This is a genomic window from Haloarcula sp. CGMCC 1.2071 (genome assembly GCF_037078445.1).
Taxonomy (GTDB): domain Archaea; phylum Halobacteriota; class Halobacteria; order Halobacteriales; family Haloarculaceae; genus Haloarcula; species Haloarcula amylolytica.
The window spans coordinates 84,868-110,398 of the sequence record NZ_JAYMGY010000005.1 but is presented as its reverse complement, the minus strand read 5'-3'; the positions used below and the strand labels follow the sequence as shown (position 1 = coordinate 110,398).

The following is a 25,531-nucleotide window of genomic DNA, read 5'->3' as shown; positions in this document are numbered from 1 at the left end:
GGAGGATGTCAATAGTGTGTCAATAACCTCCGTTTTGGAACAGTGCTAGACCCGTTTTCGGGCTGTCGCAGCTGACCGTGCTTGCGGGTGCGCCGCCAGTTTCGAGAGGCGCACCAAACACTGTAATGGGACATCGGTCGTAGGGCCGGTAGATGCGACCAGCCCTGACGACCGTGCAAGTCTTCGCGCTACTCGCGGTAGTCCTCTGCTCACTGGTTTTCGCCGCGTCGTTCGCTGTCGATATCAGCAGCGCCCGACCTGAACCAGTACCGTTCGATAACACCGTCCAACGTGGGATCACGATGGCCGACGAACAGATCGCACGGAACCAGAGCATTAGCGTCCCGAAAGTAGAGGTCTTCTACTCGCAGTACCGCTACGTCGTCGGCTACGTCGGCCTCGACCAGGCTGTGACCGCGCTCACGGAACCGGGGCACGAGCAGCAGTTCGGCTATCCGCTCGCGGTGTACGTTTCCGACTACAGTGACAGGCCGGTCAGGTGCGGCGACGACGGCTCTCTCCGGACCGCCACACCGCCGGACTGGGTCGAAGCCAATCAGGCCCACTACGTCGTCGATGGGTCGGCGAGGGTCCCGTCCGGTCCGGCGGTTGTGCCGTTCGCCGACCGTGACGACGCCGCGGCGTTTGCCGACAAATGTGGCGGACGAACCATCGACTGGGAGACCCTCAAGACCCAGTCGTTCGACCTCGAACAAGCGGGGGCGATCCGAAACCAGGTCGGTCCGCGGCGGAACGATGCGGATGCCAGTGTGCAGGCGGCGCGAGAACGCCGAAACCGGCCTGTTTCGGTCGAAGTCGGAACCGATGCTCAGACGATACAGGGAGCCGTCGACGCGGCACCGCCGAACACGACGGTCGTTGTCCCAGCTGGCACCTACGACGAGCGGGTGACGATAGACAAGCCGCTCACCCTCAGCGGTCCCGGGGCGACGCTCGACGGCGGCGGGAACGGGACGGTCGTGACAGTGACTTCCGACCGGGTCGGTGTCACCGGGTTCGACATCGTCGGTGTCGGAAACAAGACGGTCGGCGACCCGACGAACGCCAGCGATAGCGCCTGGGACGCAACCGTGACGACCGCCTACGGCAACAGCGACGCCGCCGTTACCGGGCGCAACGCGTCCGGACTGTACGTTGCGAACGTCAGCGTCGAGACGCCCGCCAGCGGCGTCGTTCTGCGGCGGACCCCCGGTGCGGTCGTCGAGAACGTCACGGTCAACGGGACGGCAGACTGGCAAGACGGGTTCATGGGCGTCATCGGGATGCACGGGCCGATTGTCGTGCAGGATTCGGTGTTCAACGGTGGGCGTGACGGCGTGTACCTCCACCGGGCCGACGGGACCGCTGTCCGGAACAACACGTTCAGGGACAATCGCTTCGGCGTCCACCTGATGTACACCTCCCGGTCGCTCGTTGCGGACAACGTCGCCCGGGGGGAGGAGTACGCCGGCGTCGTCGTCATGACGAACCCCGTGGCGAACGCCATCGTCGGGAACGACGTGCGCCACTCCGGCAGCGGCGTCATGTTAGCCGGCTCCCGGAGCTATATTGCGCACAACGTGGTAGTCGACACCGACCAAGCGATGTCGACAAACGCCGACCGGTCCCTGTACGAGCACAACGTCCTCTACGGGAACGACATCGGCGTGCGAGCATCGACGGTCGTCCCGTCGAACATCGTCACCGAGAACGATTTCATCGCGAACGACCGTCACGCGGTCTCGGGACCGGGGCCGCAACGCGTGTACACGCACGAAGGCAGGGGGAACTACTGGAGCGGTGCGTACGACCTCACTGGGGGGGCTGGCCCGGTGTTGGTCCAGTCCTACTCGCCTACCGACTCCGTCGACCGTCGCCTCCACCAGACCGACGCTGCGGTCGTCCTCAGGTCGGCACCGAGTGTCCGGGGTCTCCGGGCACTCCGCGGAACCACGCCCGGCTTCCGCCGGGGAAGCATCGTCGACAGGGCACCCCTGACAGACCCTGCTAACCCCGAGGCCGTCAGGCATCTTCGAAACGAGACCTCGATGGAGGGGGCAGCATGACTGGCGAGACGTACCTCACGGCGGACGAGGTCACGAAGAAGTACGGCGACGTGACAGCCGTTTCAGAGGTCTCACTCGACGTGCCGTCCGACGCCGTGACCGGGTTCATCGGCCCGAACGGGTCCGGGAAATCGACGCTCCTGCGCGTGCTTCTGGGCGTCGAGCGACCGACCAGCGGCACCGTCTCGTACAGCGGGCCTGAGGCCGAACGCCAGCTGGGCTACCTGCCACAGCGGCCGACCTTCCGGCCGGGCTTTAGCGTCCGGGAGACCGCCGCGTTCTACGCGGACCTCGTCGACGACGACCCGGACCGGCTCCTGGAACGTGTCGGCCTCGAAGAAGTGGCCGGCCGTCCCGTGTCCGGGCTCTCCGGGGGGATGACGCGCCTCCTGGGAATCGCACAGGCACTGGCCGGTGACCCACCCATCGTGATGCTCGACGAACCGGCAAGCGGTCTCGACCCGGCGATGAGTCGGCTGATATTCGATATCATTGAATCGATTGCCGACGCCGGTCGCGCCGTGGTTCTCTGCTCACACGAACTACCGCTAGTCGAGGCGACGGCCGACCGACTCGTAGTGCTCGAATCCGGCCGCCTCGTTCGGACCGGGTCGGTCGAATCCCTGCGGGAACAGACCGGGGGGCCGCTCCACGAGACGTTCACGGCGCTTCTGGATCAGGACAGAGCTGCTATCGCCGCTCCGGGGGGTGAGCAGTCATGATGAACGGAAACCGATTCTGGACGGTCTTCGTGCGAGAGGTCCGGAGTGCGGTCAGGACACGCACCTATCTCGTGCTCGGACTGGTCACGGGGATTGTCCTGTTCGGCCTCGCCTACGCCGGGGGCGGCCCCGCTGGCGGCTACGTTCCAACCGTCGTCGATACGCTCGTCGCCGTCGAAGTACTCGTGCCGACGCTTGCCTTCGCGGTCGGCTATCGCGCGATAGCCGACCCCGCCGTCCGGGGTGAACTCGATATCCTCGACACCTACCCGCTCTCGACGTGGTCGTACGTCGGGGGGGTGTACGCGGGTCGTGCCCTCCTGTTGCTCACCATTGTCGTCGTCCCGCTGCTGGCGCTGGGCGTCAACGTGGCGACGACCGCGGGACCGGAGACAACGGTGTTTGCGAGCCATCGCGGCGTCGACTCGCCGTTCCTGTTCATCCGGTTCGTGGCGTTGACGGTCCTGTACGCGCTCACGTCCCTGACTATCGCGTTCCTGCTGTCGGCGCTCGCCCGAAGCCGGGGCCGAGCACTCGTGCTCGCACTCGCCGGGCTGCTTGTCCTCACCGTCGGCAGTGACCTCGCGGTGTTTGCAGCGCTCGACACCGGCGTCACGACGGGCACACTCGGCGGCGCGCTCGCCATGACTCCGGCGGGCGCGTATCGCGGACTCGTGTTCGATCAGGTCCTGTACGTCGCTGTTCCGGGCCGGTCAGCGTTCGTCCCGACGTGGGTCGCCGCCCTCTCGCTCCTGTTCTGGTGGGGACTCACGTTCGTAGGGGCGATGCTTGCGACGGATGCGGCCTGATTTCAGCCGTCGTCCGTTGCGGCCGCGAGTCCGCCGTCGACCAGCCGCGTGAACCGGTCGATGAGACGGTCCGTGAGCGATGGACGGACTGCAGCGAGCAGCCGCCGTGTCTCGTCAGGGTCGGTCAGGGCCACGACGACACGCCCCCGTTCGCCGTACGACTTTTCGAGTATCCCCGCGTCGGCCAGTGTCGAAACGTGCCAGGAAACCGTACTCCGGGCGACTCCCAGCCGGTCGGTCAGTTCGTCTGCCGACAGGGACTCTGCTTCAAGCAGATGCAGGAGAAGCGTCCGCGCAGTTTCGCGCCGGGCAAACGCGAGTACACGTCGCTCCCAGGGATCGTACTCCCGGCTGTAATAGTGCGTCTTGCCCTGAATCTCCTCGGCGACGACGTCGCCGGTGCGGCGTAGTTTCCGCAGGTGATACTGTGCCTGCCCAGTCGCGATATCGAGATCTGCCGCAAGCGCGTTGAAATGGACTCCCGGTTTGGACTCGACGTGGGAACGCACTTGCTCAGTAACCGTGGACATAGTCTTCAGTACGGCTTTCCAGCCACCGGGACAACAGGGTATCGGACGTTCTCACTGCGCGGGAACCCGCTTACATCCCGCCCACCAGTTCTCGCGTTATGTCCTCGGCAGGGAGGGTCTGGCCGCCGTACTCCTCGGCGAACGACTCGGCGTCCGCGCTGTCGCTGAACGGGACGATGGCGGTCCCCATCGACCCCTCTATCTCCGAATTCGCGACGACTGTGAGCTCTTCAGTCGAAGCGAACGCCTCTGACTCCAAGTGCCGGGAGATGATGGTCTTGCCCCCATCAGTCCGGACATCGTAGTCGGTTGCACTGTAGTCGGTCAGGAACGTCTCCGCGGGCGTCCACCCCGACTGTTCTTTGGCGAACCGGTGGCGATACGTGCAGGTCGTACTGCAGAACCGTGCTGGCGGGTCGTGCCCCTCGGGCGTGTTGTCCTGATAGTACGTTTGGCCGACTGGACCCGGGTGCTGGTCGATGACCATCCCACACTGGTCACAGTTCTGTCCGCTCTCGATGGCGACCGGTTTCATCTCTTCACTGGTCCCCAGACACCCCGAGAGCGACACGACTGTCGCGGTCCCGACGATGAAGTGCCGGCGTGTCAGGGCTGGTGCATAGTCAGACATACTAGATAGTACACTAGACGACACCAAATGGTTCGTGGTGCGAGCGTCGAAACGCCGGTCAGTCGGGGACGCTCGGCGGCGCGACCGAATAGATCGCACTCAGCACCAGCAGCGCGATGAGGAAGTCGAACCCGTGTTCGGTGAGGTGATGTACTACCATCGGGACAGCCCCGAGTACAGTCCCGATGCCGACCACGGACCGAAGGACCAGCAACCCGATAGCGACAGTCAACAGAACGTACGGCCGCGACCGGCGTCGGTGTGTACTGGCCGCCGCGACGAAAAACAGCGCCAGCGTTCCGAGCGTAGCGAGTCCCAGCACGGCGATCAACATTGCGGATTGACCGGGACTAATCCAGTCAGCCGTCGGTTGGAGCATCGCTCAGATCATAGATCAGACGGTGACACTGGAATCGGTTTCGGTCGCAGTCGTTGCTGCGCCTGACTCTTACGCCGAGGTGAGTGCTCTGAGACAGTTCCGCCGGTGTATGCCCGTTTGAAAGGGTCTCTGTGTCACTCTCTCAGGTAGCCACCAGCACCGGTCGTCCCGCGTTCTGGACGACTCGGTCGGTCACGCTTCCCATTTGACCAGTTTTCGTGTGAGAATGGCCGTGGTATCCGAGCACGATCAGGTCAGCGTCGACCTCGTCGGCATAGCTGATGATCTCCACGTACGGTTTCCCGTGACAGCAGCGAGTGGTGACCTCGACGCCGAGCGCGTCACCCCTCTCGGCGACCTCTGCGAGTTCATCGTTCCCCCATTCCTCGATTTCGATGGTCTCCAGTTCCATACTACTGAGGGCTGGCTCGGCGTGTCGGTCCGTATCGACAACAAAGACGGCGTGAAGCTCGGCACCGTGTTGCTCGGCCTGTTCGAGCGCGTGTGTCGCTGCGCGGTTCGCGTCAGCACTGCCGTCGGTCGCGACCACAATCGTGTCGTACATACTAAAAGAATGCACCGCTTCCTATTTCAATCCGCTGACCATTATCACAAGCTAATAATCTATTGTTGTATTGGGAACCCGTCCACATATCGATCCGTTCGATTTTCGGAGGTGGCGCGTATCGTATTTACAACGGCTAAACCGCCATTTCCTCCCCAAGTCGGTGGCAATCACGGTTCGATGTTCTCCCGGAAGTCGGGTGCCAGTCCGGTCTGTCGGATACCGGCAAGGTCCGTTATCTCGAACTCGTAGAGTGCGACCCCGCCGGAGGTGGTGGCCGTCTGGAGCGTGTTGGGTCGCCAGGCGTTCTGTGTCATCGCCGTGATATCCGACCATTCGTCCTCAGGCACACTGCTGATATCGCCGGCAAGCATCACGCTCTGCCACTCGAACGCCGTGTCGATGTCGTAGACGAGAAACCGGCCACGGCCGGCTCGCTCAGTCAGTTCCGCTTTCCGACTCGATTCGCCGAGGAGATAGGTGAAATAGAGGCAGGCTCCGTCGTCGAAGCCGTACGATAACGGCAGCAGATACGGGACATCCGCCGTCGGAAGCCCCAAGACTCCGGTCGAGTGTGTGGCGAGGAATTCCCGAATCGCTTCGTCGTCCATCTGTTCGAGTCCGTACTCTTCTAATTGGTCGATTGTCATAGGTCGCGTCTGATCATCCGGTTACGTATCACGAATGCAACCCCACGCTAAAAAAAGTAGAGCGGACTTCTCAGAGGGAGTGGCTGTTCACAATACGGCACAGATACTGTTATATCGCCGAAGTCGGCCGATACTCGTCGGACGGTAGTACGTATGCCCGCTGGTTTTCAGCCAGTGAGAAGTCCCACCGGACGCTATATTGTTGCACTACCAACACGAATACATGGACTTCGATGAGTTCACCGGCGAGATACAGCACAGGCTTGAACTACCCGGTACTGGTGAGGCCGTTCGGGCGACCCGCGCGACACTGCTACCCCTGGGACAGCGCATTCCCGCGGAGAACGCCGCGGACTTCGCTGCCTCCCTCCCGATGGAAATCAAGTGGTATATGACCGGCGCCGTCCGCGACCACGGGCAGCGGTTTGACTGGACGGAGTTCGTCGACCGTGTCGCCGAAATAGAAGGGGTTGAACCGTCGGACGCAGCGTACCACGCACGCGTCGTTGTTGACCTGATGCATACGGCGGTCCCGGCCGCCGATTTTCAGGACCTCCGCGGCCAACTCCCCGAAAGTGCGGACGAGGAAAACTGGCGCGAACTCTTCAGCATAGTCGATGCCGGTGGCTGGGGCGAGGCGGAAGAGGTGCAAACCGGCGGTGGTCCACAAAAGTCTGCTGAAGCCCCTCAGTGGGACAGTCAGTAGCAGCTCTCATATCGGTTTCAAACGAATATATCTTGACACAATCTGGTAATAACTGTACGATTGTTACGCCTTCCCCTCATACTTTGGGAGGTGTACCGACGAGAACTGCTGGCAACGCAGTCTAACTATTCGAGACGCCGATCTCAGCCGCCGGATTTCTAATAGCGTGAGAATCGCGACTACAGTTTATTTACTGACAGCAACAATTCGTAAACACAGCAATGTTCGATTCAATTCTGGTCCCGACTGACGGCAGCGAACACGCGACCCGGGCCGCCGAGCACGGGGCAGCGCTGGCCCGTGCGTTCGGCGCGAGCCTGCACGTCATCGCTGTCATCGACACGCGAACAGCAGGCGGGCCGTTCAGCGGCGACGATCTCGAAGACGAGACACTCGACCGCATGACGGCCGACGCCGAAGAAACAGTCGCGGCTATCACGGACGCGGTGGACGCCGCCGGAGCGATTCAGACGACTATCCGCAAGGGAGATCCAGTTGACGAGATTTGCGCATACCGCGACGACCATGACGTGGACCTGATTGCGATGGGAACGCACGGCCGCACAGGCGTCGGGCGATATCTCGCCGGGAGCGTGACAGAGAGCGTCGTTCGGCAGGCCGACGTCCCTGTTCTCACTGTCCGTGCAACCGACCGAAGTCGCGACACCGCTCCCTACGACGATATCCTCGTCCCGACGGACGGAAGCACACCTGCAGCGGCCGCAGTTGAGCCCGCATGCGAGATTGCGGCGCAGTTCGACGCCCGCGTTCACGCACTGAACGTCGTCAACCTCAGCAATATCGCAACCGGCTCCGAATACACGCTACCGAAAGACCTGATCGAGTCCCTGGAGTCCCAAGGGGAGAAAGTGACAGAGCGGATTGCGGCACGAGCACGCGAATCCGGAGTGGAAACTGTCACACGGGTCGTCAGTGGATTCCCGGCGGCAGATATTCTTGAGTACGCTGACGAGAACGGCATCGATCTGATCGCCATGGGGACGGCCGGTCGGACCGGTCTCAACCGGTTCCTCGTGGGAAGCACGACAGAACGGATCATCAGACACGCCGATATGCCTGTACTCGCAGTCAACGCCCGAGACCAGCGCGGTGACGAGGCCTGAAGACAGGAACGCGTCTTCCTGTCTGTCAGCGTCTGATTGGGTGCGCCCGTGTCCCCGGCGAGGCGGCAGTCAGACCGACACGACCATGCACTTATTACTGTTCCTGTCGTGACACTACCCATGGCTGCGGACAACCCGGTTACGATGACGGACGAGGAACGGGACGCGTTTCTGGACAACGGGGGGACGGGCGTCCTCTCGCTCGCCGCCGGCGACGCGCCGCCGCATTCAGTCCCGGTTTCGTACGGGTACGACGCGCCTACCACCACATTCTACTTCCGGCTAGCGGTCGGTGTAGAGCGGTCGAAGAGAGAACTCGACGACCGCGCGGCGACGTTCGTGACTTATCACGAGACGGATGCGGGATGGCAAAGCGTAGTCGCGAGCGGTCGGCTCGAAGATGTCGAACAGGAGGGGATCGAGACGGAAACACTGGAAGGACTGGAACACGTCGATATGCCCATGGTCGACATCTTCGAACGCCCCCTCCGCGAGGTGGACTTCGAGTTCTACCGCCTCGTACCGGATGAGCTAACCGGACGGACCGAATCCTAGGGCGGACGGTTCTCCGCAGTACCGACTCGAAGAAGAACCGCTGTACTGAATAGGCGAACTCATATCAACATAGCGGTAGAGTACCCTCCATGTCCGAAGCCGCCCACACACAATCGACTGCCGACGCTCTTTCGGGGCTCGACAGCGAATCTGATGGGCTGTCGGCGTCGGAAGCCCGAACGCGGCGTGACAGACACGGCGAGAACGAGATAACGCAGGGGAGCAAACGGACACCACTCGACATCGCTATCGCCCAGTTCGATAGCGCCCTTATCTGGGTTCTCGTTGCGGCCGCGATACTGTCCGTGTGGGCGGGACACGCTGTCGACGCAGTCCTGATAGCCGTGATCGTGGTCGGGAACGGCCTGTTCGGCTTCGTCCAGGACTACCGCGCAGAGGGGACGCTCGAATCCTTGCGGGAACTGACCGCCCCAACCGCGACAGTCAGACGCGATGGGCAGTCCGTCGAGGTCGACGCGACCGAACTCGTTCCGGGCGACGTTATCGAACTGGAAAGCGGCGACGTCGTTCCGGCCGACGGTCGACTGATCGGCTGTCAGTCCCTGGAGGTCGACGAAGCGGCGCTCACTGGAGAGAGCACGCCGGTCTCGAAGGGAACCGACCCGGTGGACCTCGACGCACCGCTCGCGGAGCGAGAACCGATGGTGTACAAGGGCACCAACGTCACGCGCGGTTCGGGCGTTGCCGTCCTCACGGCGACCGGGATGGACACTGAGGTCGGCGCCATAGCCCGCCAACTCGCAGGAACGGAGGAGACTGACACACCACTGCAGACGGAACTCGACACGTTAGGCCGGACACTCGGCATCGGCGTGATGGTACTTGCTGCCCTCGTGGTTCCACTCCTCGTCTTCCGGGGGACCGAACTGGTCCAGGCGGCACTCACCGCGATTTCGCTCGCTGTGGCCGCGGTTCCCGAAGGCCTCCCAGCGGTGGTGACGCTCACGCTGGCCCTCGGTGTCCGGAAAATGGCCGACGAGAACGCTCTCGTGCGGCGCCTGCCCGCCGTCGAGGCGCTGGGGTCCGTCGATGTCATCTGTACGGACAAGACCGGGACACTGACCGAGGGGCGAATGTCCGTCAGCCGCATCTGGGTCAACGACTCTGTTGTCGACAGTGACGAGATGGACGGGGAAGCCCTGTCGGACCGCGTTGCCACGGTGCTCCGCGCCGGGACACTGTGTAGCGATGCGACGCTCGAAGCGGGGGACCCGACGGAGCAGGCCATCGTCATGGCGGCTGACGAGTCCGGAATCGACGTCGAACGCCTCCGCGAAGAGCACCCGAGAACGGACGAGATTCCGTTCTCGTCGGAGCGCAAGTGGATGGGCACTGTTCACGATGACACGGTCTACGTAAAAGGCGCACCCGAAGTAATCCTCTCGAAGTGCTCCCGCGTCCTCACCGATACCGGCCCGGCGGACCTGACGCCCGACAGAGCCGAGCAGATCAGAGAGCAGGTCGGTGCGTTCGCTGACGACGCGCTCAGGGTGCTCGCAGTGGCGTACACGGAAGATCCCACCGTGGTAGAACGGAACGACACAACTGGCGAGGCCGACGATGTCAGTGCCGACCTGATCTTCGCCGGGTTGGTCGGCATGATCGACCCGGCCCGCGAGGAGGTCGCCGACGCGATTGCGGCGACCGAGCGTGCAGGTGTGGCCGTGAAGATGGTAACTGGCGACAACGTCCGGACCGCCGCGGCCATCGCCGGAGAACTCGGTCTGGGGCAGCGCGTGATGGAAGGCCGCGACGTCGAGGAATGCTCCGAGGAAGCGCTCCGCGACCGCGTCGAGTCGGTCGACGTGTTCGCACGCACGTCTCCGGAGCACAAGGTCCGGATTCTGCAGGCGCTACAGGCGAACGGGCACACCGTCGCAATGACGGGCGACGGGGTCAACGACGCACCGGCGCTGAAAAACGCCGACATCGGCGTCGCGATGGGCGTCCGCGGGACTGACGTGGCCAAACAGGCCAGCGATGTTATCCTGCTGGATGATAACTACGCGACAATCGAGCGGGCAATCGAGCGGGGACGGGCGATCTTCGACAACGTCTGGAAGTTCGTCGGGTATCTGCTGAGTGCCAACGTGGCCGAAGTCGCCATCGTCTTTATCGCCTCGCTCTTTGGCTACCTCGTCCTGCCGGCGGTCCAGTTGCTGTGGATTAATCTACTGACCGATGGTCTGCCAGCGCTTGCGCTCGGGGCCGACCCCAAAAGCGATGACGTGATGCAGCGACCGCCCAGAGACCCGGATCGCGGCATCGTCGACCACGATATGCTCGCGCTCATCGGGGGTACAGGCGTCATCTCGACAACTGTGATGCTCGGCCTGCTACTGGTCACGCTTGCCGGCGCACCCGCAGTCACGCCGTACGCGATGACGATGATATTCACCGGGTTCGTGTTCCTCGAATTCGAGAAGCTGTACGTGATCCGCTGGCTCCGCGAGACACCGACGCTGTCGAATCGGTGGCTGGCGTCCGCAGTAGGCGGGTCGATACTCCTGCAACTCGCCGTGCTGTACACCCCCCTCAACGTCTACTTCGGGACGGTCCCGCTCAGACTCACTGATTGGGGGTTGATTGGCGGCATCCTCTTACTCGCCTTGCCACTGTACCTCGCTGTCGCCAGCGGTGTGAAACGCCTGTGACGCTCCGATCCGGTAGTACCGGCCGTTCGGTCTGGGTTTCCACATCTCGTTGCCGATTCCGCCAGGCGTGCGCCTGCAGACGGAGACCGGGCGGCCCTTTGCCCCGGAGTGATTGGCTATCGTTGGGCCGCTCCTCTCGAAAAGCCGTCTACCGTACCGCTCTCAATCCAGTTGTCCGCTGAGCACTTTGGCGGCGACCAGCACCGGGTCCCAGACGGGGCTGAACGGCGGCGCGTACGCCAGGTCCAGCCGTTCGAGTTCGTCGATGGTCATGTCCCCCTCGATGGCCGTCGCGAGCGTGTCGATACGTATCGCCGCCCGGTCTTCCCCGACGATTGCGCCGCCCAGCAGGCGACCGCTCTCCCGGTCGGCGACGAGCGTCACGTCGGTGTCGTCGCCGCCGGGGTAGTACCCCGACCGGGAGCCGGCCGTGACTGTCTTCGACACCGGGTCGAAGCCGGCGGCGCTGGCCTGCTCGTGGTCGAGGAGGCCGACGCGACCGCATTCGAGGTCGAACGCCTTCACGACGGCTGTCCCGGCGATGTTTCCGACGGGCGAGGGGTCGCCGGCGACGGTCTGCCCGATTGCGCGACCGGCCCGGTTCGCGGTCAGTCCGAGCGGGACCCAGTCAGGCTCGCCAGTCACGGCATGGTTGTCCTCGGCGCAGTCTCCGGCGGCGTAGACGCCGTCGACGCTCGTCGCACCGTACTCGTCGACCGCTATCGCACCGGAGGCCCCGAGTTCGACCGGTGTGTCTTCGACGATGGCGGTGTTCGGCTTGATGCCGATACCGACAAGCGCGAGGTCTACGTCGGTGATACCGCCGTCGTGAGCGACCGACGCGACGCGCCCGCCCTCGTCGCCGACGAGTTCCTCGACGGCGGTGTTTAGATGCAGTGTCACGCCCTGTTCCCGGAGGTGATCGGCAACGCGCTCGCCAACTGCTTCCCCAAACGGCGGCAGGAGGTGGCCTGACCGCTGGAAGAGATGGGTCTCGACGTTGTGGGCTCGGAACGCTTCGGCCATCTCCACGCCGACGTAGCCGCCGCCGACGATAGCGACTCGCTCCGGTGGCTCCCAGTCGGCGTACTTCTCGACGAGTGCTGTATCGACGTACTCGATACTCGTATCGACGGCGGAGTCGCCCGGCTCAGAAAGCGCGGTGCGGACCGCGGCGGCCGAATCGAGACCGTGCATCGTGAACGCGCCGTCGAGTTCCGCCCCCGGTATCGGCCCGGTCACCGCGTGTGCGCCCGTCGCGACCAGCAGGTCGCTGTATGGCTGGCTGAACGTCCCACCGTCGTGGGCGACGGTGACCGTTTCTGCGTCGGTGTCCACGCCGACGACTTCGTGGTTTCGGCGGAGGTCGATACCGCGCTCAGACGCCTTCTCGGGCGACAGCGAGAGAAGTTCCGTCAGCCGCTCGACAGTTCCTTTCACGTAGTAGGGCGTCCCGCAGTGGGCATAGGATACCCACTCCCCTTTCTCGAAGACAATCACGTCACGGTCCGGTGCCTCACGGGTGAACTTGCTCGCGGCGCTCAGTCCGGCCGCGTCGCCACCGATGACTACGAACGGGTCCGTCATACAGACCCTCGTATCGCTGCGGTACTAATGATTGCGTGAGGGTCGGGTAACTGCGTGGGCTACTGGAAGCGATTGTGTCCGGGACGGATTCGAACCAGCCAGTCGGTCTGTCCCCTCTCCATGGTCGACCGTCACCAGCATCTGCGGCTGAACGTGGTTGAGGACATGCTGAGCCAACTTTCACACGACTCCAAGACCACTGGCGACCAGTCTGAAGCCGATAATCGATAGTAAGGCTAGCACGGCGGCTCGACGGACCCGGTCACTGACAGCGGTCCTGAGTCGCTTCCCGACTGCGACACCGGCAACGGCCGGCACGGCTGCGAGAACGGACGTTCCAGCGACAACCGCGCTGGGATAGAGCCCGAAGACGCCGGCAAAAGCGACCCGCGTGACGCTAAGTCCCAGAAACACCAGCGCGACGACGCCGACGAACACGCTGTGCGAGAGGTCGAAACTCCGGAGATACGCGACGAGCTGGACGCCGACGTTCGTTCCGCCGAACAGCGCCCCCGAAACGCCGCCGATGCCGACCATCGCAAGCGGTGTCTTCCCGAGGTCGCTGTTGCCCACTGACACCCATCCGGGAAGCGGCACCCGCTGCTGGGCGGTCGCCACAAACCCCAGGGTCAGCAGGCCGAGTCCGACACGGAGCGGCGCTTCCGGGAGCCTGTCGAGTACAGCCATCCCGACAACGGTCCCGACCAGCGCCGCAGCGATGAGCGGTCCGAACCGCTGGCTACAGGTACGCAGTTCACGCCGTGAGAGGTCCCGAACCAGTGAAACGTTGACTGCGAGGATAGGGAGAATCATGAACACGACGGCGGTCGCCGGGTCGATGACCGTCGCAAGCGCCATCGTCCCGACGACGGCGAAGCCGAAGCCAGCAAGTCCGTTTGTCGCCCCAGCGACAAGGACGATGGCCGTCACTATCACGACCATTGTCCACGAGGCTGGCAGAATCATATGGTATCTTGTCCTGTGCGACTCCCACGGCGGCCCGGAACCGATTCCGGGCCGGGGAGTGGTTCTTGCGAAGTACTTACACGGCCCTGGATAAAGCCGCGTCGTGTTTCGCCACGGTGGGTTCGAAGGTGACCGGTTTGCTGCCGGGATCAGAACGTGATGATTTCGTAGTCGTCGTCGACGAGCGAGCGAATGCTCGGGTGGCCGTCGTGCTCGTCCAGCGTGACGAGTCCGGAGTCGGCGACGGCGTCTTCCACGCCGAACGCACCGGAACAGTAGTCACAGACGGCCGTATCCTCTTTGACGGTCTGGTACAGTTCGTGGTAGTCGCTGTCCTCGTCTTCGAGTTCCGGAATCCACTGCGTTCCGGCCCCGTCGAAGATGAGTTCGAGGTCGTCCTCGTCGTTCTCTGCGAACTCCTTTGCGGCTTCGAGGCCGTTTGCGAGTCGGCCGAGATTCTCGTGTCCCTCTGTCCCTGCGAGGATGATGATGGCTGCTTTCGTCATTACGTAGCGTAATAGCACTCCCACTAATATATTATGAATGGGTGCGTGCGACGGCGCTGAACTCGCACCAAGTGTTTATTAACTAGTGCCAGTCGGCAAGTGAATGAGTCGACATACGAGGTATCGTCTACAGATATGGCCTTATTCAGCGTAGGATTCGATGAGCGCTCGGAGCGCTTCTTCTCCTTCCAGGCCGACGACTTCCTCTACCTGCTCGCCATTGGCGAACAGGATGAGCGTCGGCACGCCCCGGACGCCGTACGACTGTGCGAGTTGCTGGTTCGCGTCGACATCGACTTTGGCGACGGTCGCGCCGGTCTCTGCGGCCAGCGTCTCGACGATCGGTTCGAGCATCTGGCACGGGCCACACCAGTCGGCATAGAAATCCGTGAGGACGACGTCGTGCTTGTCGACGACATCGTCGAGATGGTCCGTTCCGTCGATGTGAAGCGGTTCGTTCGCCGTGGTCGTCCCGGCGTCGGATGCAGTATCAGTTGCCATCAACAGACTATACGCGTCAGCGCCAAATAAAGGTTTGCACAAAATATACAATACTGTGAAACACTATTTGCAAGCCAGTGGTAGCGGGATATCTATTCGCGCAGGCGCAGAAATCGGCTCGGCTCGGACGCGACAGCGTGTAATAGAGAGAACGGCGGCGTTAGCTCTCGACAGTCGGGGCCGAGGACTCGGACTGTTCGTACTTGTTCTCGAACTCCTGAATCAGTTGGCCCATCTTCGCGTACCAGTCGTTGAGCATGCGCTGCATCTCGTCTGCGATCTGGGACGGGTCCGTCGGCGAGTAGACGTGGTAGTAGCCGCCCTGGTCGTAGTTGATCTGGTCTTTCTCGATAAAGCCCGTCTGGAGGAGTCGCTGGACGGCGCGATACGCGGTCGAGCGCTCCCGGTCGACTGCCTCGGCGAGTTCGTCGACGGTCAGTTGCTCGTCAGCCTCGACGAGCGCTCGAAAGCACTCCTTGTCGAGTTCTTTGAGCCCGTGGAAACACTCTAACAGCCCCTCACACTGCATATCCCGGCGGAGTTGTTCAGACATCGAATCTGGCATCGTTATCACTGTTCTGTAGCCACTACGCGGTAATAAGACTTGTGTACAGTTCGCACAAATGCATGCACGATCCGGCAAAAACTGCCCTCGGGTGGGCGGTCCAGGCCGTTCACCTCACAGCCGACACACACGCCCGCGAACGGTTAGTCTGCGCCCGTCACGGCTGTATCGCTGGTCTCGCTCCGGGTGCGCCAGTAGCCCTGGAGATATGCGCCGAGAAACATCCCGGCGAGCGCCCAGAGGATGGTGACGTTACCGATACCGAGGCTCGCGTAGGCGGCCCCCGGACAGATACCGGACAGTCCCCAGCCGACGCCGAAGATGGCACCGCCGACCAGGACGTTCCGGTCGAAGGACTTCAGACGCCGTTCGAAGGTGTCTCCGGTCAGCGGCGCGCGGCCGAGGAGGCGGGGTGCGAGAACGAAGGCCACCCCTGTCACGGCAGCGCCGCCGAACATCACGAACACCAGCCCGAAGTCCTCGAATTGGAGGAAGTCAAGGACGACTTCCGGGCGCGCCATGTGGCTGTACGCGAGTCCGAACCCGAAGATGAGCCCGCCGACGAGAATCAGCGGCATGAACGCGGGGTGGCGGTCGTCACTCATGTGTCGCTCCCCCCGGTCGCTCCCGGTCGCTCGCTTCAGACTCTTGCTCCGCTCGTGTCTCGCAGCTCACGGACTCACCCCCAGTGCCGAAACCAGTTGTGCGGTGATGATGGCGACGGCGAGGAACGTCAGGACGCCGGCGATCGACGTTTTCGACGCCGAGCCGACGCCACAGACGCCGTGGCCTGACGTGCAGCCCTTGCCGACGCGTGTCCCGATGCCGACGAATACCCCGCCGAGGAGGAGTCGCCACGGCTGGACGTCCGTGGTCCACGCGCCGCCCTGATAGACGACCGCGTACACGGCCGCCCCGAGGATGATGCCGAGCGTGAACACGACGCGCCAGTCACGGGAGCTGACGTACTGCTGGAACCGGGACCGGTCCGAGACGTACGACAGCGTCGACTCCAAAAACGTGCTCGCGCCGGCGCTGATGCCGGTTCCGAGGTAGATGACGACAGTCCCGAGCCCCACCAGCAAGCCACCGACGGCGTAGCGACTGATGCCGTTCGGAAACAGTTCGGCGGTTGCCTGCAGTGGAAGTGCCTCAATCACCATTGGCGTCGTTAGTCACCCGCAAGGGATTCCTGGCTAGCGGCGCAGTTGTTCGGCCCGAGTTCCAGGGTGAATGCTTCCTCATCGTCGACGGCGTTCTGCCCGAGGTTCGTCGCGATAATCTCCTCGTAGTTGGCCGGCCGCGGCGGCATATCCGAGAGGACGAGCTCGACGAACGCGTCCTTGTCCACGGTGAGCGCGTCCATCTCTTCGACGAGCGCACCGATTGGGGCGGTAAATGTGCCGTCCTCGGCGGGTTCGGCCGCGTCGCTGAAGTGCGCGCCGCCGACCAGCGTGTCGTCGGGCAGGGTCAGCACGCGCTCTTGAAGCGACTCGTAGAGCATACGCGCGGCTTCAGGCGCGCCCTCGTCGCCCTCTTCGAGGTCGGGGCGAGCGACGCTCTCGATGAAGAGCCCGTCACCGGTCGCGAGCAGGCTTCCGTCGACGAGATAAGAGGTCATCCCGGTCGTATGGCCGGGCGTGGAGACTGTCTCGATAGTCGCGTCGCCGACCTGGAACGTGTCGCCGTCCTCGGCGGTCGTCAGGTCGTCGGCGTCCTGCCGAGCTTGCGAGGCAGGGCTCGTGGAGCCTTGCTCCGCGGCGTAGGTGACGCCGCGGTCGACGGCGGCCTCTGGAATGACGCCCTCGATGCCCTCAGCATCGAGGTCGCGAACGCCGGAAATGTGGTCGGCGTGGATGTGCGTATCGAGCGCGTATTTCAGGTCGACACCGAGTTCAGCGGCGTCGTCGAGGTAGCGGTCGGTGAACGAGCGCAACGGGTCGATGATAGCGGCTTCGCCGTCGTCGTAGAGGAGATAGCCGAGACAACCAGAGGACGGGCGCTGGTACTGGAGGAGCGTGCCGGCGCCGTCGTAGCGTTCGACTTCGACGGCCTCGTAGATGCTCGCCCATCCGTTCATGCCGTCTTCGAGATGGTTGACGTCGTAGCCGTGTTCCGCGAGCGTGCCCGCGACGTACTCGCTTGCGCCGCCTTTCGCACACAGGACAGTCACTTCGTGGTCGTCGGGGATCTGAGCGAGGACGTCGCCGTCGATGTCGTCCTCGAGGAACTCGAAGTATGGGATGTTGAGCGAGGTGACGTTCTCACCGTCGATACGCCACTCGTCGTAGTCCGATTGCATACGCGCGTCGAGAAGCGTCACGTTCTCACCGGCGTCGATGCGGTCTTTGAGCGATTCCGGATCGGTCGTTTCTACGTCGGCGTCCGGCGTCGGAAAGTCGTCAGCGTTCATTTTGTGCACTCGTTTCTACCGGGCGGACGCACAAAAGCATTTGCATAGTAATCCACATTCTAAACAATACTATTGGCCAAATAAACCCACGAGTAAATTAAATATAGGCTGAATTAGCATATTAGGGCACTTGAGGCCGGAAATCTGATCAGTAGTTGTTTGCTGAACTTACAAGAATCGACAATCTTTTACTTGGCCGGGCGGTATTGTGCGTTAGCTCCAAGACAACTCAACGGAGCGAATAACCAATGAACGCTGAATTCGATATCGCGGAGACGCTCGACGTGAAAGGTGCATCGTGTCCCATGCCAGTGGTGAAGACGAAGTCGGCTATCGACGACCTCGCCGAGGGTGACGTCCTCGAAGTGCTGGCGACCGACCCCGGGAGTATGAGCGACATCGACGGCTGGGCCGCCGGCACTGCGGGCGTCGAACTCGTCGACCAGGAAGAGGGCGACGACGTGTACAAGCACTACGTCCGCAAGACGGAGTAACGATGAGCACGGACACACCAGACGCGCCGTCCGACGACACGCCCTCGCGTGCGGAACTGGCCGCTCGCGTGGACGAGCTGGAAGACGCGCTCGCGGAGGCTACCAGTGAGGACGACACGAAGAAGATGAGCATCATCGCGACGAAGGGGACGCTGGACATGGCGTACCCGCCGCTCATCCTCGCCAGCACCGCCGCTGCGTTCGGCTACGAGGTGACCGTCTTCCACACGTTCTGGGGGTTAGATATCCTCCACGAGGAGCGTTCGAAAAACCTCAAACTGAGCTCCGTCGGGAACCCGAACATGCCGATGCCGAACGCGGTCGCCGCGATTCCCGGCATGGACCGCGTAACGACGAAGATGATGGAAAAGCGCATCGCGAACAACGACACCGCCACCATCGAGGAGCTGCTGGAGACGAGCCTCGACATGGGTGTGGAGTTCCAGGCCTGTCAGATGACCATCGATCTGATGGACTACGACGAGGACGACTTCTACGACGGCGTCACCACGGGCGTCGGCGCTGCGACAGCGCTTCAGGATATGGCTGACGCCGATATCCAACTTCTCGTTTGAAACGACTAATCGCGTACAGGTAGCTGCGGCGGACAACTATTCTGTCTTTTCCTCGGCGCGCTCACGGCCGACTGCGCCGGCAAGCGCCAGCAAGTAACCGAGCCCGTACTGAACGTCCGGGTCGCGTAGCCCGCGAAGCAATCCGACGGGACCGACCGGCTCGGCCGGTTCGCGCTCCGCTTCACCGAGGCTCGCCAGTAGCGTCTCGATACCGTCGCGGGTGTCGTCGTCCGCAGCCGTCTGTGCGACTTCGCCGAGCGCGGCACCAGTACCGGCCAGCGACGTGACCATCTCGTCGTCGAGCGCGGCGGTCGCCAGCGAGCCGACTTCGGCGAGTTCGGCCAGTTCGTCGAGCGTGCCGCTTCGCTGGAGCGCGAGCAGGGTTTCGAGCGCGTCCTGCAACTCGTCGCCGTTCTCACCGACGGTCTCGGCCAGGGCGACGGTCTCGTCGGTCGCAAGCCCGTCTGCGGACTCGGCGAGCGTCGAGCCCGTGGCAGAGAGCTCACGCACCATCTCGTCGGAGAGCGCACTCTCGCCCAGCGAGAGGACGTCCAGGAGTTCGTTGACGGCGTCGAGATGTTCGACGAACTCGGCGACGGCTTCAGGGTTCTGCTGGATCGCCGCTTCGAGATCGGTCTGCTCGGAGACCTGTTCTCCGGACATGGTCAAAGTAACCCCCGTGCGGTGAGCCAGTAGGACTCGTTGTACGCCAGCTTCGACCAGTGGAGCTTCTCCGAGGGCGGTGCCGGCGACGGCTGGTTCTCGTAGTCGAACTCGACGAACGACGCCGCGTGCATCCCCGTTTCGATGAAACACAGCGTCTTCCCGTCGTAGGTCGCTGTTGCTGGACGGCCGCGGATTTCACTGGCGAGGCGCTGCCCGACGACGCCGGCCTGGTAGTGGGCGACGCTGCCCGCGTTCGGGACGCCGGTGTCGGCGGTATCACCGAGCGCGTAAACGTTGTCGGCGGCCGCGGCTTCGAGCGTGTGCTTGTCGACGTCGACCCAGCCGTCGTCGCCAAGCCCCGCCTCCTCGATGAGGTCGATACCGCCGTGGGGCGGAATCGTCACGAGGAGGTCGTAGTCGAGTTCGGTCCCCTCCATCGAGACGAGCGTCTCCGAGTCCGGGTCGACCGCCTCGGCGTTGAAGAACGTCTCGACCTCGATGTCGCGTTCGTCCATAATCGGCCGGGCCCACTCGGCGATATGGGGGTTGCCGTGGACGCGCTGGATCGGGTACGTGTAGGTGATGTCGACCTCGTCGCGGAGCCCGCGCTCGCGGAACCAGTCGTCGGCCATAAAGACGAATTCGAGTGGCGCCGCCGGACACATATGCGGCGAGCCGATGACGCTCAACACGAGGTGCCCCTCGGTGAACCCAAGCAGTTCGTCACGGAGGGCGGTCGAGCCCGACTCGCTGTAGTAATCGTGCCCGCCGTCCGCGAGGCCAGGAATCTGTTCGGGCTCTAGCGTCGACCCGGTCGCCAGCACGAGGTAGTCGTAGCCGACTGACGGGGCAGTGCCGTCGAACTGCAGTCGCTGGGCTTCGGTGTCGATTTCGGTCACGCGGTCGATTCGAAGGTCGACGGCGTCGTCGACGAGCTCGTCGAGCGGTCGCCGACCGTCGTCCGGTTCACGTTGTCCGAACGGCACGTACAGCCAGACCGGCTTGTACACGTGGTCAGGCCCGTCGTTGACCAGCGTGATTCGGACGTCGCCGGCGTCAAGTTCAGGGTCGAGTCGGTCGGCGAGGTCGTTCGCGAGGACGGTGCCACCGGTCCCGCCACCGACGATGACGACGTGCTCGGTCATGCTTTCTCCACGTAGAACGCGTTGTGGTCGTCGAGTTCTTTGACGGCGAGCAGTTCGTTGCCGGCCTCTTCGGCCCATTCCGGAACGTCGGTGAGCGACTGGTCGGTGTCGCTCAGGAGCCGAACCACGTCACCGGCTTCGGCATCTCGGATCTGTCCGATGAGGTCCATCAGCGGACCGGGACAGGCCGCGCCTCGGGCGTCGACGGTCTCGTCAGGTTCGATGTCAGTCATGGGAGTCTCACAGGTGGTAGTTGGGGCTCACCTGTATTAGTATTGTGCGTAAATTCCAAGATTGTGAAAACAGAAGAGTCCGGCGCAGTGGAGCAAGCGTATCGAACGTACGGCGAGTACGGAACCGCCGGGAGCGCGCCGCTATCTCTATCGGGTAAACACGAGGGCGTAGTGGTACGGCGGGAGTTCGACCTGCCGCTCAAGCGTGAACTCCGACGCCGAGAGCACTGCGTCCTCGGTTTCCTCGGGTGTCATCCGAAGCGCTGTCGGCGGCCCTCGCGGTTCGCCTGCAACGGTCGTGGTTTCGCGCGGACGGTCGTGCCAGTTCACGACGAGTAGGCTCCCGCCAGCCTCAATCGCCCGGAATGCCTGCCGAATAAAGCCTGGCTGGTCGTCGACGCCGTGCAACGTGTTTGCCACCACGAGCGTGTCGACGCGGGCAGGGAGCGCCGAAGGTAGGTTCCGGGCATCGCCGTGGATCGGATCGACGTTCTCGATCCCCTGTTGGTCGGCGAGATCTTCGAGTTCGTCGAGGAGGGCCACATCCAGATCGAGCGCGTACACCGGCTCGGGCTCGACGATGCGGGCGGCTGGGAGCGCAAAGTACCCGCTTCCACAGCCGACCTCGGCGACCGACTCGCCGGACTCGACACCAAGTGTCCGGAGCGTCGCGCCGGGCGTCGGCCAGAGTTTGCTCCACCAGTCCCAGTCGGGCTGGCCGGTGTTCTGGAACCGGTCCATCCCTAGCGGGAACCCGTCGTGTCGATACCCACCAGTCGGTACAGGAGGCACATCCGGACGAGGCCAGTCGCGATGAGGACGACACCCAGCAGTGTCGCGACCGCGCCGACCGTCGTTCCGAAGCCCAGCAGACCGCCGAGCGTCGCCAGTCCAACAACTGCCAGCACGAGGCCAACAGCGATGCGGGTCAGTCTATCAGTCGCTCCAATATTGTTCTCCATACCCATAAGTACGCAATACATCTACCTAAGTCTTACTCGATGCACGCTGGCCACCAGAGCAGTCGCGCCGACAAAATCACACCGCAACGGACTGCTACGGTGCTGTCTGTGACGCCCACGTTGCCGGCAGTCTCGTGTAGACGGCTGCATTGTCGACAAGCACATCGACCGGGACGTACTCGTTGGGGGCGTGGACGGTGTCGGTTCCGAGCGCGAACTCGACAGTCGGGATACCCGCGTTCCGGAGCGTCTTGGCGTCGCCGCCGCCCGTGGCACTCCGGCCGAAGACGCGTTCACCTGTGATGTCCGCCGCCGTCGACGTGACAGCTTCGACGAGCGGGCTGTCAGACTCCTCGGCAGTCCCGACGCTCCAGGAGATATCTGTAATCGTAATCCCCTCGCAGTCGGCGACACAGGACCGGATGTCCGAGAGTACGTCGGGCGTCTCAACCCCGGCGGTCAATCGGATGTCGATTTCGGCGCGGGCGGACTGCGGAACACTGTTTACCGCGTCGCCACCTTCGAAAATGCCGAGGTTTATCGTGGGGTACCGGAACAGATCCCGCGCGACATCTTCACCCAGCGATGGGGCGTAGTATTCGACCGACTCGTCGACGATCGGTTCCACTTCGGGAGCGATATCGAGTCGTCTAGAGCCAAAGCGGTCACGCAGCGTCTCGACGGCGTCGTAGAGTCGGTCGACCGCGTTGATGCCCAGCATCGGCCGGGAACCGTGGGCCCCCTCGCCGCTGGCTTCGAGCGTCAACCAGATGCTGCCCCGGTCAGCAACCGTGACGGAGTGCCGGCCCGCCTCGCAGGTCGGTTCGCCGATCACGCACGCGTCCGCGTCGAGTTTCCCGGCCTCCAGCAGCGCGGGAAGGCCGGCGTCACCGCCCACTTCCTCGTCGCTCACAAAGGCAAACAGGAGCGTGACAGGCGGTTCAGCGTCGGTTGCGGCGAAAGCCTGGATGGCAAGCAGCATCGACGCCACGGCACCTTTCATATCGGTCGCGCCGCGGCCGTACACGCGGTCGTCGACGCGCTCGCCGAGCGGAGCGTGAGTCCACGCGTCGGCCTCGAAGGGAACCGTATCGAGATGCCCGTTGTACAGCAGCGTTCGGTCCGACTCGCCGGGAATCCGAACGAGCAGGTTGGGCTTCGCCGGGTCGACTGCGAACCGCTCGACGTCGACCGGCAGCGGGTCGAGGAACTCCTCGATATCGGTCACAATCGCACGCGTATCCCCGGGCGGGTTCGACGTGTCTATCGCCAGGAGGTCGAGGGCGAGTGTGACCAGTTCCTCGCGGTGGTCTCGAACGTAGGCGAGGGGAGCAGCGGGGCTCATGTGTGGCCGAATATACCGTTAACGACCTTTGCTGTCGTCCAGACCGTTTCTGGGTGGGTGAAGACCAACGTCATATCTTATAATAGAACCAGTGTGCGCAAAAGTATTTCGCAGATATTACAATACTATGTGGTATTATACGTGGAGCCCGCCTGTGGAGAGAAACGACTACAGAACGGAGTCCAGATGAACCGCTACGAGTCCCCTACGCTTGTGAGACGGGATTTGCCTCCGTTTCTCTCATGTAAACTCGCTACCGCCCGAATCACGCGTACTTTTCGATTACGGCACGCAGTTGTGATTCGTCCTGCATTCCGACGAGTCGCTCGACCGGCTCCCCGTCGGCAAACAGAAGCAGCGTCGGGACTCCCCGAACGCCGTACTCGGCGGCGAGCTCCTGGTTCGCGTCGACGTCGATTTTCGCCACTGTCGTGGCGGTCTCGGCCGCGACGGTTTCGACGACGGGTTCGAGCATCTGGCACGGCCCACACCAGTCGGCGTAGAAGTCGACCAGAACCACGTCGTGATCGGTAGTCGTGTCGGACAACTCGGCTTTTCCATCGACCGTAATCGGTTCGGAGGGGTCTCCTGATTCAGATTCGTTGGTACTACCCGAATCTCCCCGGGTACGAAGCTCGTCCAGTTTTTGTCGTCTGATCTCCTCTAGATCGTCAGTCATCACTCCGACATTCGGACCGGGTCGACTTATTTGTTTTGTACACCCTTTGCAATACTGAGTTGCACTGCGGGAGTTTATACGAGAGTCAAGAGTTGGACCTGACCAGCAGTCGATTCCCACCCTCGGCATCACAGCCGTCGGTTCTCTCAAACGGTAACCGGGACAGGCCAGTCTCATATATGACAACAAGTCGGTGTGGCCTATCGTGTGGGGTTCACAGGTAGAATTGCCTCAGTACCCGTGGAAGTGGTCGGTAATGGCGTACTTTACTAGCCATTTGATAGCCACATCATTTCCGAAGTACCACATAACAAGACATACTCCGCCGACGAGCTACGGTTGCAATATCGACGAGTAACGACCCTCCTGCTCGATCCGGAACTCGAAAATTCGCTCCGCCCCTCCGACAGCATATCCGAAGAGACTTTGCTCTGTAGGCACAATACAACACACGAATGGTACTCCCAATCGACCCGAGCCAGATCGACCCCGAAGACATCGGCGAACAACAGGCGACGCTCGAAATGAGTCACGAAGACGCCATCGAACACGTCCGAGACGTGTTCACCGACGCCGGATTCGGTGTCCCCGTCGAGTTCTCGCCCTCCGATATGCTCAACGAGAAGATCGATGCGGACCGTGACCCCTACTACGTGTTGGGGGCCTGTAACCCCGAAGTCGCTGACCGCGCTCTCGATGCGACAGACAACAAACTCGGTGCGCTCATGGCCTGTAACGTCGTCATCTGGGAGGAAGAACCCGGACAACAGCGCGTCTATCACGTCTCGATTATGCGTATCGCCCGCCTCGTCGGGATGGCTCCCGACAACGAGGAGATGGCGGACATCGTCGCCGACACCGGCGAAATCGTCGATGAGGCGTTCCAGAACCTCTAATATGGGGTATCACACGTTCGACGCCGGCCGGGCCGACAAACTCGAAGACGCTCAGCAACGGTACCGCTCTCTCTCTGCAGAAGAGTTGCACTGGGCGCTCTCACCCGACAGTGACGAGACGGTCGCGGACCTCGGGAGCGGGACTGGATTCTACACCGACGACATCGCACCGGCCGTCGAATCAGTGTACGCTGTCGACATCCAGGAAGCGATGCACGACTACTATCGGGAGAAAGGCGTCCCTGACAACGTCGACCTCGTGACGAGTGCGGTCGACGACCTCCCGTTCGATACCGGCAGTCTCGACGGGGCGTTCTCGACGATGACGTACCACGAGTTCGCTAGCGACGGGGCGCTGAACGAGGTCGCACGGGTACTCAACTCGGGTGGGACGTTCGCCATCGTTGATTGGGCGGCTTCCGGCAGCGGTCGCAACGGCCCGCCCGTCGACGAACGGTTTTCCGCCGCCGAGGCAACGGACGCGCTCCGCCAGCACGGATTCACAATCGAGTTCGAGGCGGTGCGACCGGAGACGTTTCTGCTCGTTGCGAGTGCCGAATAACAGAACTGGCTACTGGTCACGTCA

31 protein-coding genes are annotated in these 25,531 nt (G+C 62.8%); 11 read left to right on the top strand and 20 right to left on the bottom strand.

Features of this window, described 5'->3' with window-relative positions; genetic code table 11:
* Positions 1-152: 152 nt before the first annotated feature.
* Genes VI234_RS12180 through VI234_RS12170 form a run of 3 tightly spaced genes read left to right on the top strand, consistent with a single transcriptional unit; the run spans position 153 to position 3,597 of the window.
* Positions 153-2,066, top strand: a complete 1,914-nt coding sequence (locus VI234_RS12180; RefSeq protein ID WP_336330151.1) for a NosD domain-containing protein — start codon at positions 153-155, stop codon at positions 2,064-2,066.
* Entirely contained in the window at positions 2,063-2,788 is a 726-nt protein-coding gene (locus VI234_RS12175; RefSeq protein WP_008311784.1) for an ABC transporter ATP-binding protein, read from the top strand. The genes VI234_RS12180 and VI234_RS12175 overlap by 4 nt, the downstream gene beginning before the upstream one ends.
* Entirely contained in the window at positions 2,785-3,597 is an 813-nt protein-coding gene (locus VI234_RS12170; protein ID WP_049943020.1) for an ABC transporter permease subunit, read from the top strand. Before VI234_RS12175 ends, VI234_RS12170 begins: the two co-directional genes overlap by 4 nt.
* 2 nt (positions 3,598-3,599) lie before the next feature.
* Here the strand turns inward: VI234_RS12170 and VI234_RS12165 are convergent, their stop codons facing one another.
* The 5 genes from VI234_RS12165 to VI234_RS12145 all read right to left on the bottom strand — a co-directional run bounded on the left by VI234_RS12165 (position 3,600) and on the right by VI234_RS12145 (position 6,352).
* On the bottom strand, positions 3,600-4,127 hold the full coding sequence (locus tag VI234_RS12165; RefSeq protein ID WP_008311786.1) for a winged helix-turn-helix transcriptional regulator: 528 nt from the start codon (positions 4,125-4,127) through the stop codon (positions 3,600-3,602).
* 70 nt (positions 4,128-4,197) lie between these two features.
* Positions 4,198-4,758 carry a nitrous oxide reductase accessory protein NosL gene (locus tag VI234_RS12160; protein WP_336330150.1) on the bottom strand — a complete coding sequence of 187 codons (561 nt, stop codon included), beginning with the start codon at positions 4,756-4,758 and terminating at the stop codon, positions 4,198-4,200.
* A gap of 58 nt (positions 4,759-4,816) precedes the next feature.
* The gene (locus tag VI234_RS12155; RefSeq protein ID WP_004595131.1) at positions 4,817-5,092 is read right to left on the bottom strand and encodes a DUF7471 family protein; all 276 of its coding nucleotides are present in this window, start codon (positions 5,090-5,092) and stop codon (positions 4,817-4,819) included.
* 187 nt (positions 5,093-5,279) lie between these two features.
* Complete coding sequence (locus tag VI234_RS12150) at positions 5,280-5,702, bottom strand: universal stress protein (RefSeq protein WP_008311793.1); 423 nt, start codon at positions 5,700-5,702, stop codon at positions 5,280-5,282.
* Positions 5,703-5,872: 170 nt separating this feature from the next.
* Positions 5,873-6,352 carry a pyridoxamine 5'-phosphate oxidase family protein gene (locus VI234_RS12145; protein WP_336330149.1) on the bottom strand — a complete coding sequence of 160 codons (480 nt, stop codon included), beginning with the start codon at positions 6,350-6,352 and terminating at the stop codon, positions 5,873-5,875.
* Positions 6,353-6,575: 223 nt separating this feature from the next.
* On the opposite strand from VI234_RS12145, the gene VI234_RS12140 reads away from it, so the two are divergent.
* From VI234_RS12140 to VI234_RS12125, 4 genes are all read left to right on the top strand, one after another.
* On the top strand, positions 6,576-7,058 hold the full coding sequence (locus tag VI234_RS12140) for a DUF2267 domain-containing protein (protein WP_008311797.1): 483 nt from the start codon (positions 6,576-6,578) through the stop codon (positions 7,056-7,058).
* A gap of 221 nt (positions 7,059-7,279) precedes the next feature.
* Complete coding sequence (locus VI234_RS12135; protein ID WP_008311799.1) at positions 7,280-8,182, top strand: universal stress protein; 903 nt, start codon at positions 7,280-7,282, stop codon at positions 8,180-8,182.
* A 120-nt stretch (positions 8,183-8,302) separates the two neighbouring features.
* Positions 8,303-8,737 carry a pyridoxamine 5'-phosphate oxidase family protein gene (locus tag VI234_RS12130; RefSeq protein WP_336330148.1) on the top strand — a complete coding sequence of 145 codons (435 nt, stop codon included), beginning with the start codon at positions 8,303-8,305 and terminating at the stop codon, positions 8,735-8,737.
* Positions 8,738-8,826: 89 nt separating this feature from the next.
* The gene (locus tag VI234_RS12125; protein ID WP_336330147.1) at positions 8,827-11,412 is read left to right on the top strand and encodes a calcium-translocating P-type ATPase, PMCA-type; all 2,586 of its coding nucleotides are present in this window, start codon (positions 8,827-8,829) and stop codon (positions 11,410-11,412) included.
* A 162-nt stretch (positions 11,413-11,574) separates the two neighbouring features.
* Here the strand turns inward: VI234_RS12125 and VI234_RS12120 are convergent, their stop codons facing one another.
* From VI234_RS12120 to VI234_RS12085, 8 genes are all read right to left on the bottom strand, one after another.
* Positions 11,575-12,999, bottom strand: coding sequence for an FAD-dependent oxidoreductase (locus tag VI234_RS12120; protein ID WP_336330146.1), 1,425 nt, complete (start codon positions 12,997-12,999; stop codon positions 11,575-11,577).
* Positions 13,000-13,179: 180 nt separating this feature from the next.
* The gene (locus VI234_RS12115; RefSeq protein ID WP_008311807.1) at positions 13,180-13,965 is read right to left on the bottom strand and encodes a sulfite exporter TauE/SafE family protein; all 786 of its coding nucleotides are present in this window, start codon (positions 13,963-13,965) and stop codon (positions 13,180-13,182) included.
* A 149-nt stretch (positions 13,966-14,114) separates the two neighbouring features.
* Complete coding sequence (locus VI234_RS12110) at positions 14,115-14,471, bottom strand: DsrE family protein (RefSeq protein ID WP_008311809.1); 357 nt, start codon at positions 14,469-14,471, stop codon at positions 14,115-14,117.
* A 141-nt stretch (positions 14,472-14,612) separates the two neighbouring features.
* Positions 14,613-14,972 (bottom strand): thioredoxin, encoded by a 360-nt coding sequence (gene trxA / locus VI234_RS12105; RefSeq protein ID WP_336330145.1) that lies wholly within the window; start codon positions 14,970-14,972, stop codon positions 14,613-14,615.
* 160 nt (positions 14,973-15,132) lie between these two features.
* A complete protein-coding gene (locus tag VI234_RS12100) occupies positions 15,133-15,537 on the bottom strand; it encodes a helix-turn-helix domain-containing protein (protein ID WP_336330144.1) in 405 nt (134 codons plus the stop codon).
* Positions 15,538-15,680: 143 nt separating this feature from the next.
* Positions 15,681-16,142 carry a YeeE/YedE family protein gene (locus tag VI234_RS12095; RefSeq protein WP_336330143.1) on the bottom strand — a complete coding sequence of 154 codons (462 nt, stop codon included), beginning with the start codon at positions 16,140-16,142 and terminating at the stop codon, positions 15,681-15,683.
* A 66-nt stretch (positions 16,143-16,208) separates the two neighbouring features.
* Entirely contained in the window at positions 16,209-16,700 is a 492-nt protein-coding gene (locus tag VI234_RS12090) for a YeeE/YedE family protein (protein WP_014031054.1), read from the bottom strand.
* Positions 16,701-16,708: 8 nt separating this feature from the next.
* Positions 16,709-17,950, bottom strand: coding sequence for an MBL fold metallo-hydrolase (locus tag VI234_RS12085; protein ID WP_336330142.1), 1,242 nt, complete (start codon positions 17,948-17,950; stop codon positions 16,709-16,711).
* Between the two features lie 248 nt (positions 17,951-18,198).
* Here VI234_RS12085 and VI234_RS12080 point away from each other — a divergent pair, with 248 nt between their 5' ends.
* Together VI234_RS12080 and VI234_RS12075 are read left to right on the top strand one after the other, a co-directional pair.
* The gene (locus tag VI234_RS12080) at positions 18,199-18,444 is read left to right on the top strand and encodes a sulfurtransferase TusA family protein (RefSeq protein ID WP_008311821.1); all 246 of its coding nucleotides are present in this window, start codon (positions 18,199-18,201) and stop codon (positions 18,442-18,444) included.
* 2 nt (positions 18,445-18,446) lie between these two features.
* Positions 18,447-19,019: a DsrE/DsrF/DrsH-like family protein gene (locus tag VI234_RS12075; RefSeq protein WP_008311823.1), complete on the top strand. Its 573-nt coding sequence runs from the start codon at positions 18,447-18,449 to the stop codon at positions 19,017-19,019.
* Between the two features lie 36 nt (positions 19,020-19,055).
* Here the strand turns inward: VI234_RS12075 and VI234_RS12070 are convergent, their stop codons facing one another.
* The 7 genes from VI234_RS12070 to trxA (VI234_RS12040) all read right to left on the bottom strand — a co-directional run bounded on the left by VI234_RS12070 (position 19,056) and on the right by trxA (VI234_RS12040) (position 24,049).
* Positions 19,056-19,682 (bottom strand): DUF1641 domain-containing protein, encoded by a 627-nt coding sequence (locus VI234_RS12070; protein WP_008311825.1) that lies wholly within the window; start codon positions 19,680-19,682, stop codon positions 19,056-19,058.
* A 2-nt stretch (positions 19,683-19,684) separates the two neighbouring features.
* Complete coding sequence (locus tag VI234_RS12065; protein ID WP_336330141.1) at positions 19,685-20,830, bottom strand: NAD(P)/FAD-dependent oxidoreductase; 1,146 nt, start codon at positions 20,828-20,830, stop codon at positions 19,685-19,687.
* Entirely contained in the window at positions 20,827-21,063 is a 237-nt protein-coding gene (locus tag VI234_RS12060) for a sulfurtransferase TusA family protein (RefSeq protein ID WP_336330140.1), read from the bottom strand. Before VI234_RS12060 ends, VI234_RS12065 begins: the two co-directional genes overlap by 4 nt.
* 147 nt (positions 21,064-21,210) lie before the next feature.
* Positions 21,211-21,804 carry a class I SAM-dependent methyltransferase gene (locus tag VI234_RS12055; RefSeq protein WP_336330139.1) on the bottom strand — a complete coding sequence of 198 codons (594 nt, stop codon included), beginning with the start codon at positions 21,802-21,804 and terminating at the stop codon, positions 21,211-21,213.
* Positions 21,805-21,806: 2 nt separating this feature from the next.
* A complete protein-coding gene (locus VI234_RS12050) occupies positions 21,807-22,031 on the bottom strand; it encodes a YgaP family membrane protein (RefSeq protein WP_442905023.1) in 225 nt (74 codons plus the stop codon).
* Between the two features lie 88 nt (positions 22,032-22,119).
* Entirely contained in the window at positions 22,120-23,370 is a 1,251-nt protein-coding gene (locus tag VI234_RS12045) for a M20 family metallopeptidase (protein ID WP_336330137.1), read from the bottom strand.
* A 265-nt stretch (positions 23,371-23,635) separates the two neighbouring features.
* Complete coding sequence (gene trxA / locus VI234_RS12040; protein WP_336330136.1) at positions 23,636-24,049, bottom strand: thioredoxin; 414 nt, start codon at positions 24,047-24,049, stop codon at positions 23,636-23,638.
* Between the two features lie 455 nt (positions 24,050-24,504).
* On the opposite strand from trxA (VI234_RS12040), the gene VI234_RS12035 reads away from it, so the two are divergent.
* Together VI234_RS12035 and VI234_RS12030 are read left to right on the top strand one after the other, a co-directional pair.
* Positions 24,505-24,945 (top strand): DUF302 domain-containing protein, encoded by a 441-nt coding sequence (locus VI234_RS12035; protein WP_008311833.1) that lies wholly within the window; start codon positions 24,505-24,507, stop codon positions 24,943-24,945.
* Position 24,946: 1 nt separating this feature from the next.
* Positions 24,947-25,507 (top strand): class I SAM-dependent methyltransferase, encoded by a 561-nt coding sequence (locus tag VI234_RS12030; RefSeq protein ID WP_336330135.1) that lies wholly within the window; start codon positions 24,947-24,949, stop codon positions 25,505-25,507.
* The last annotated feature ends 24 nt before the right edge of the window (positions 25,508-25,531 follow it).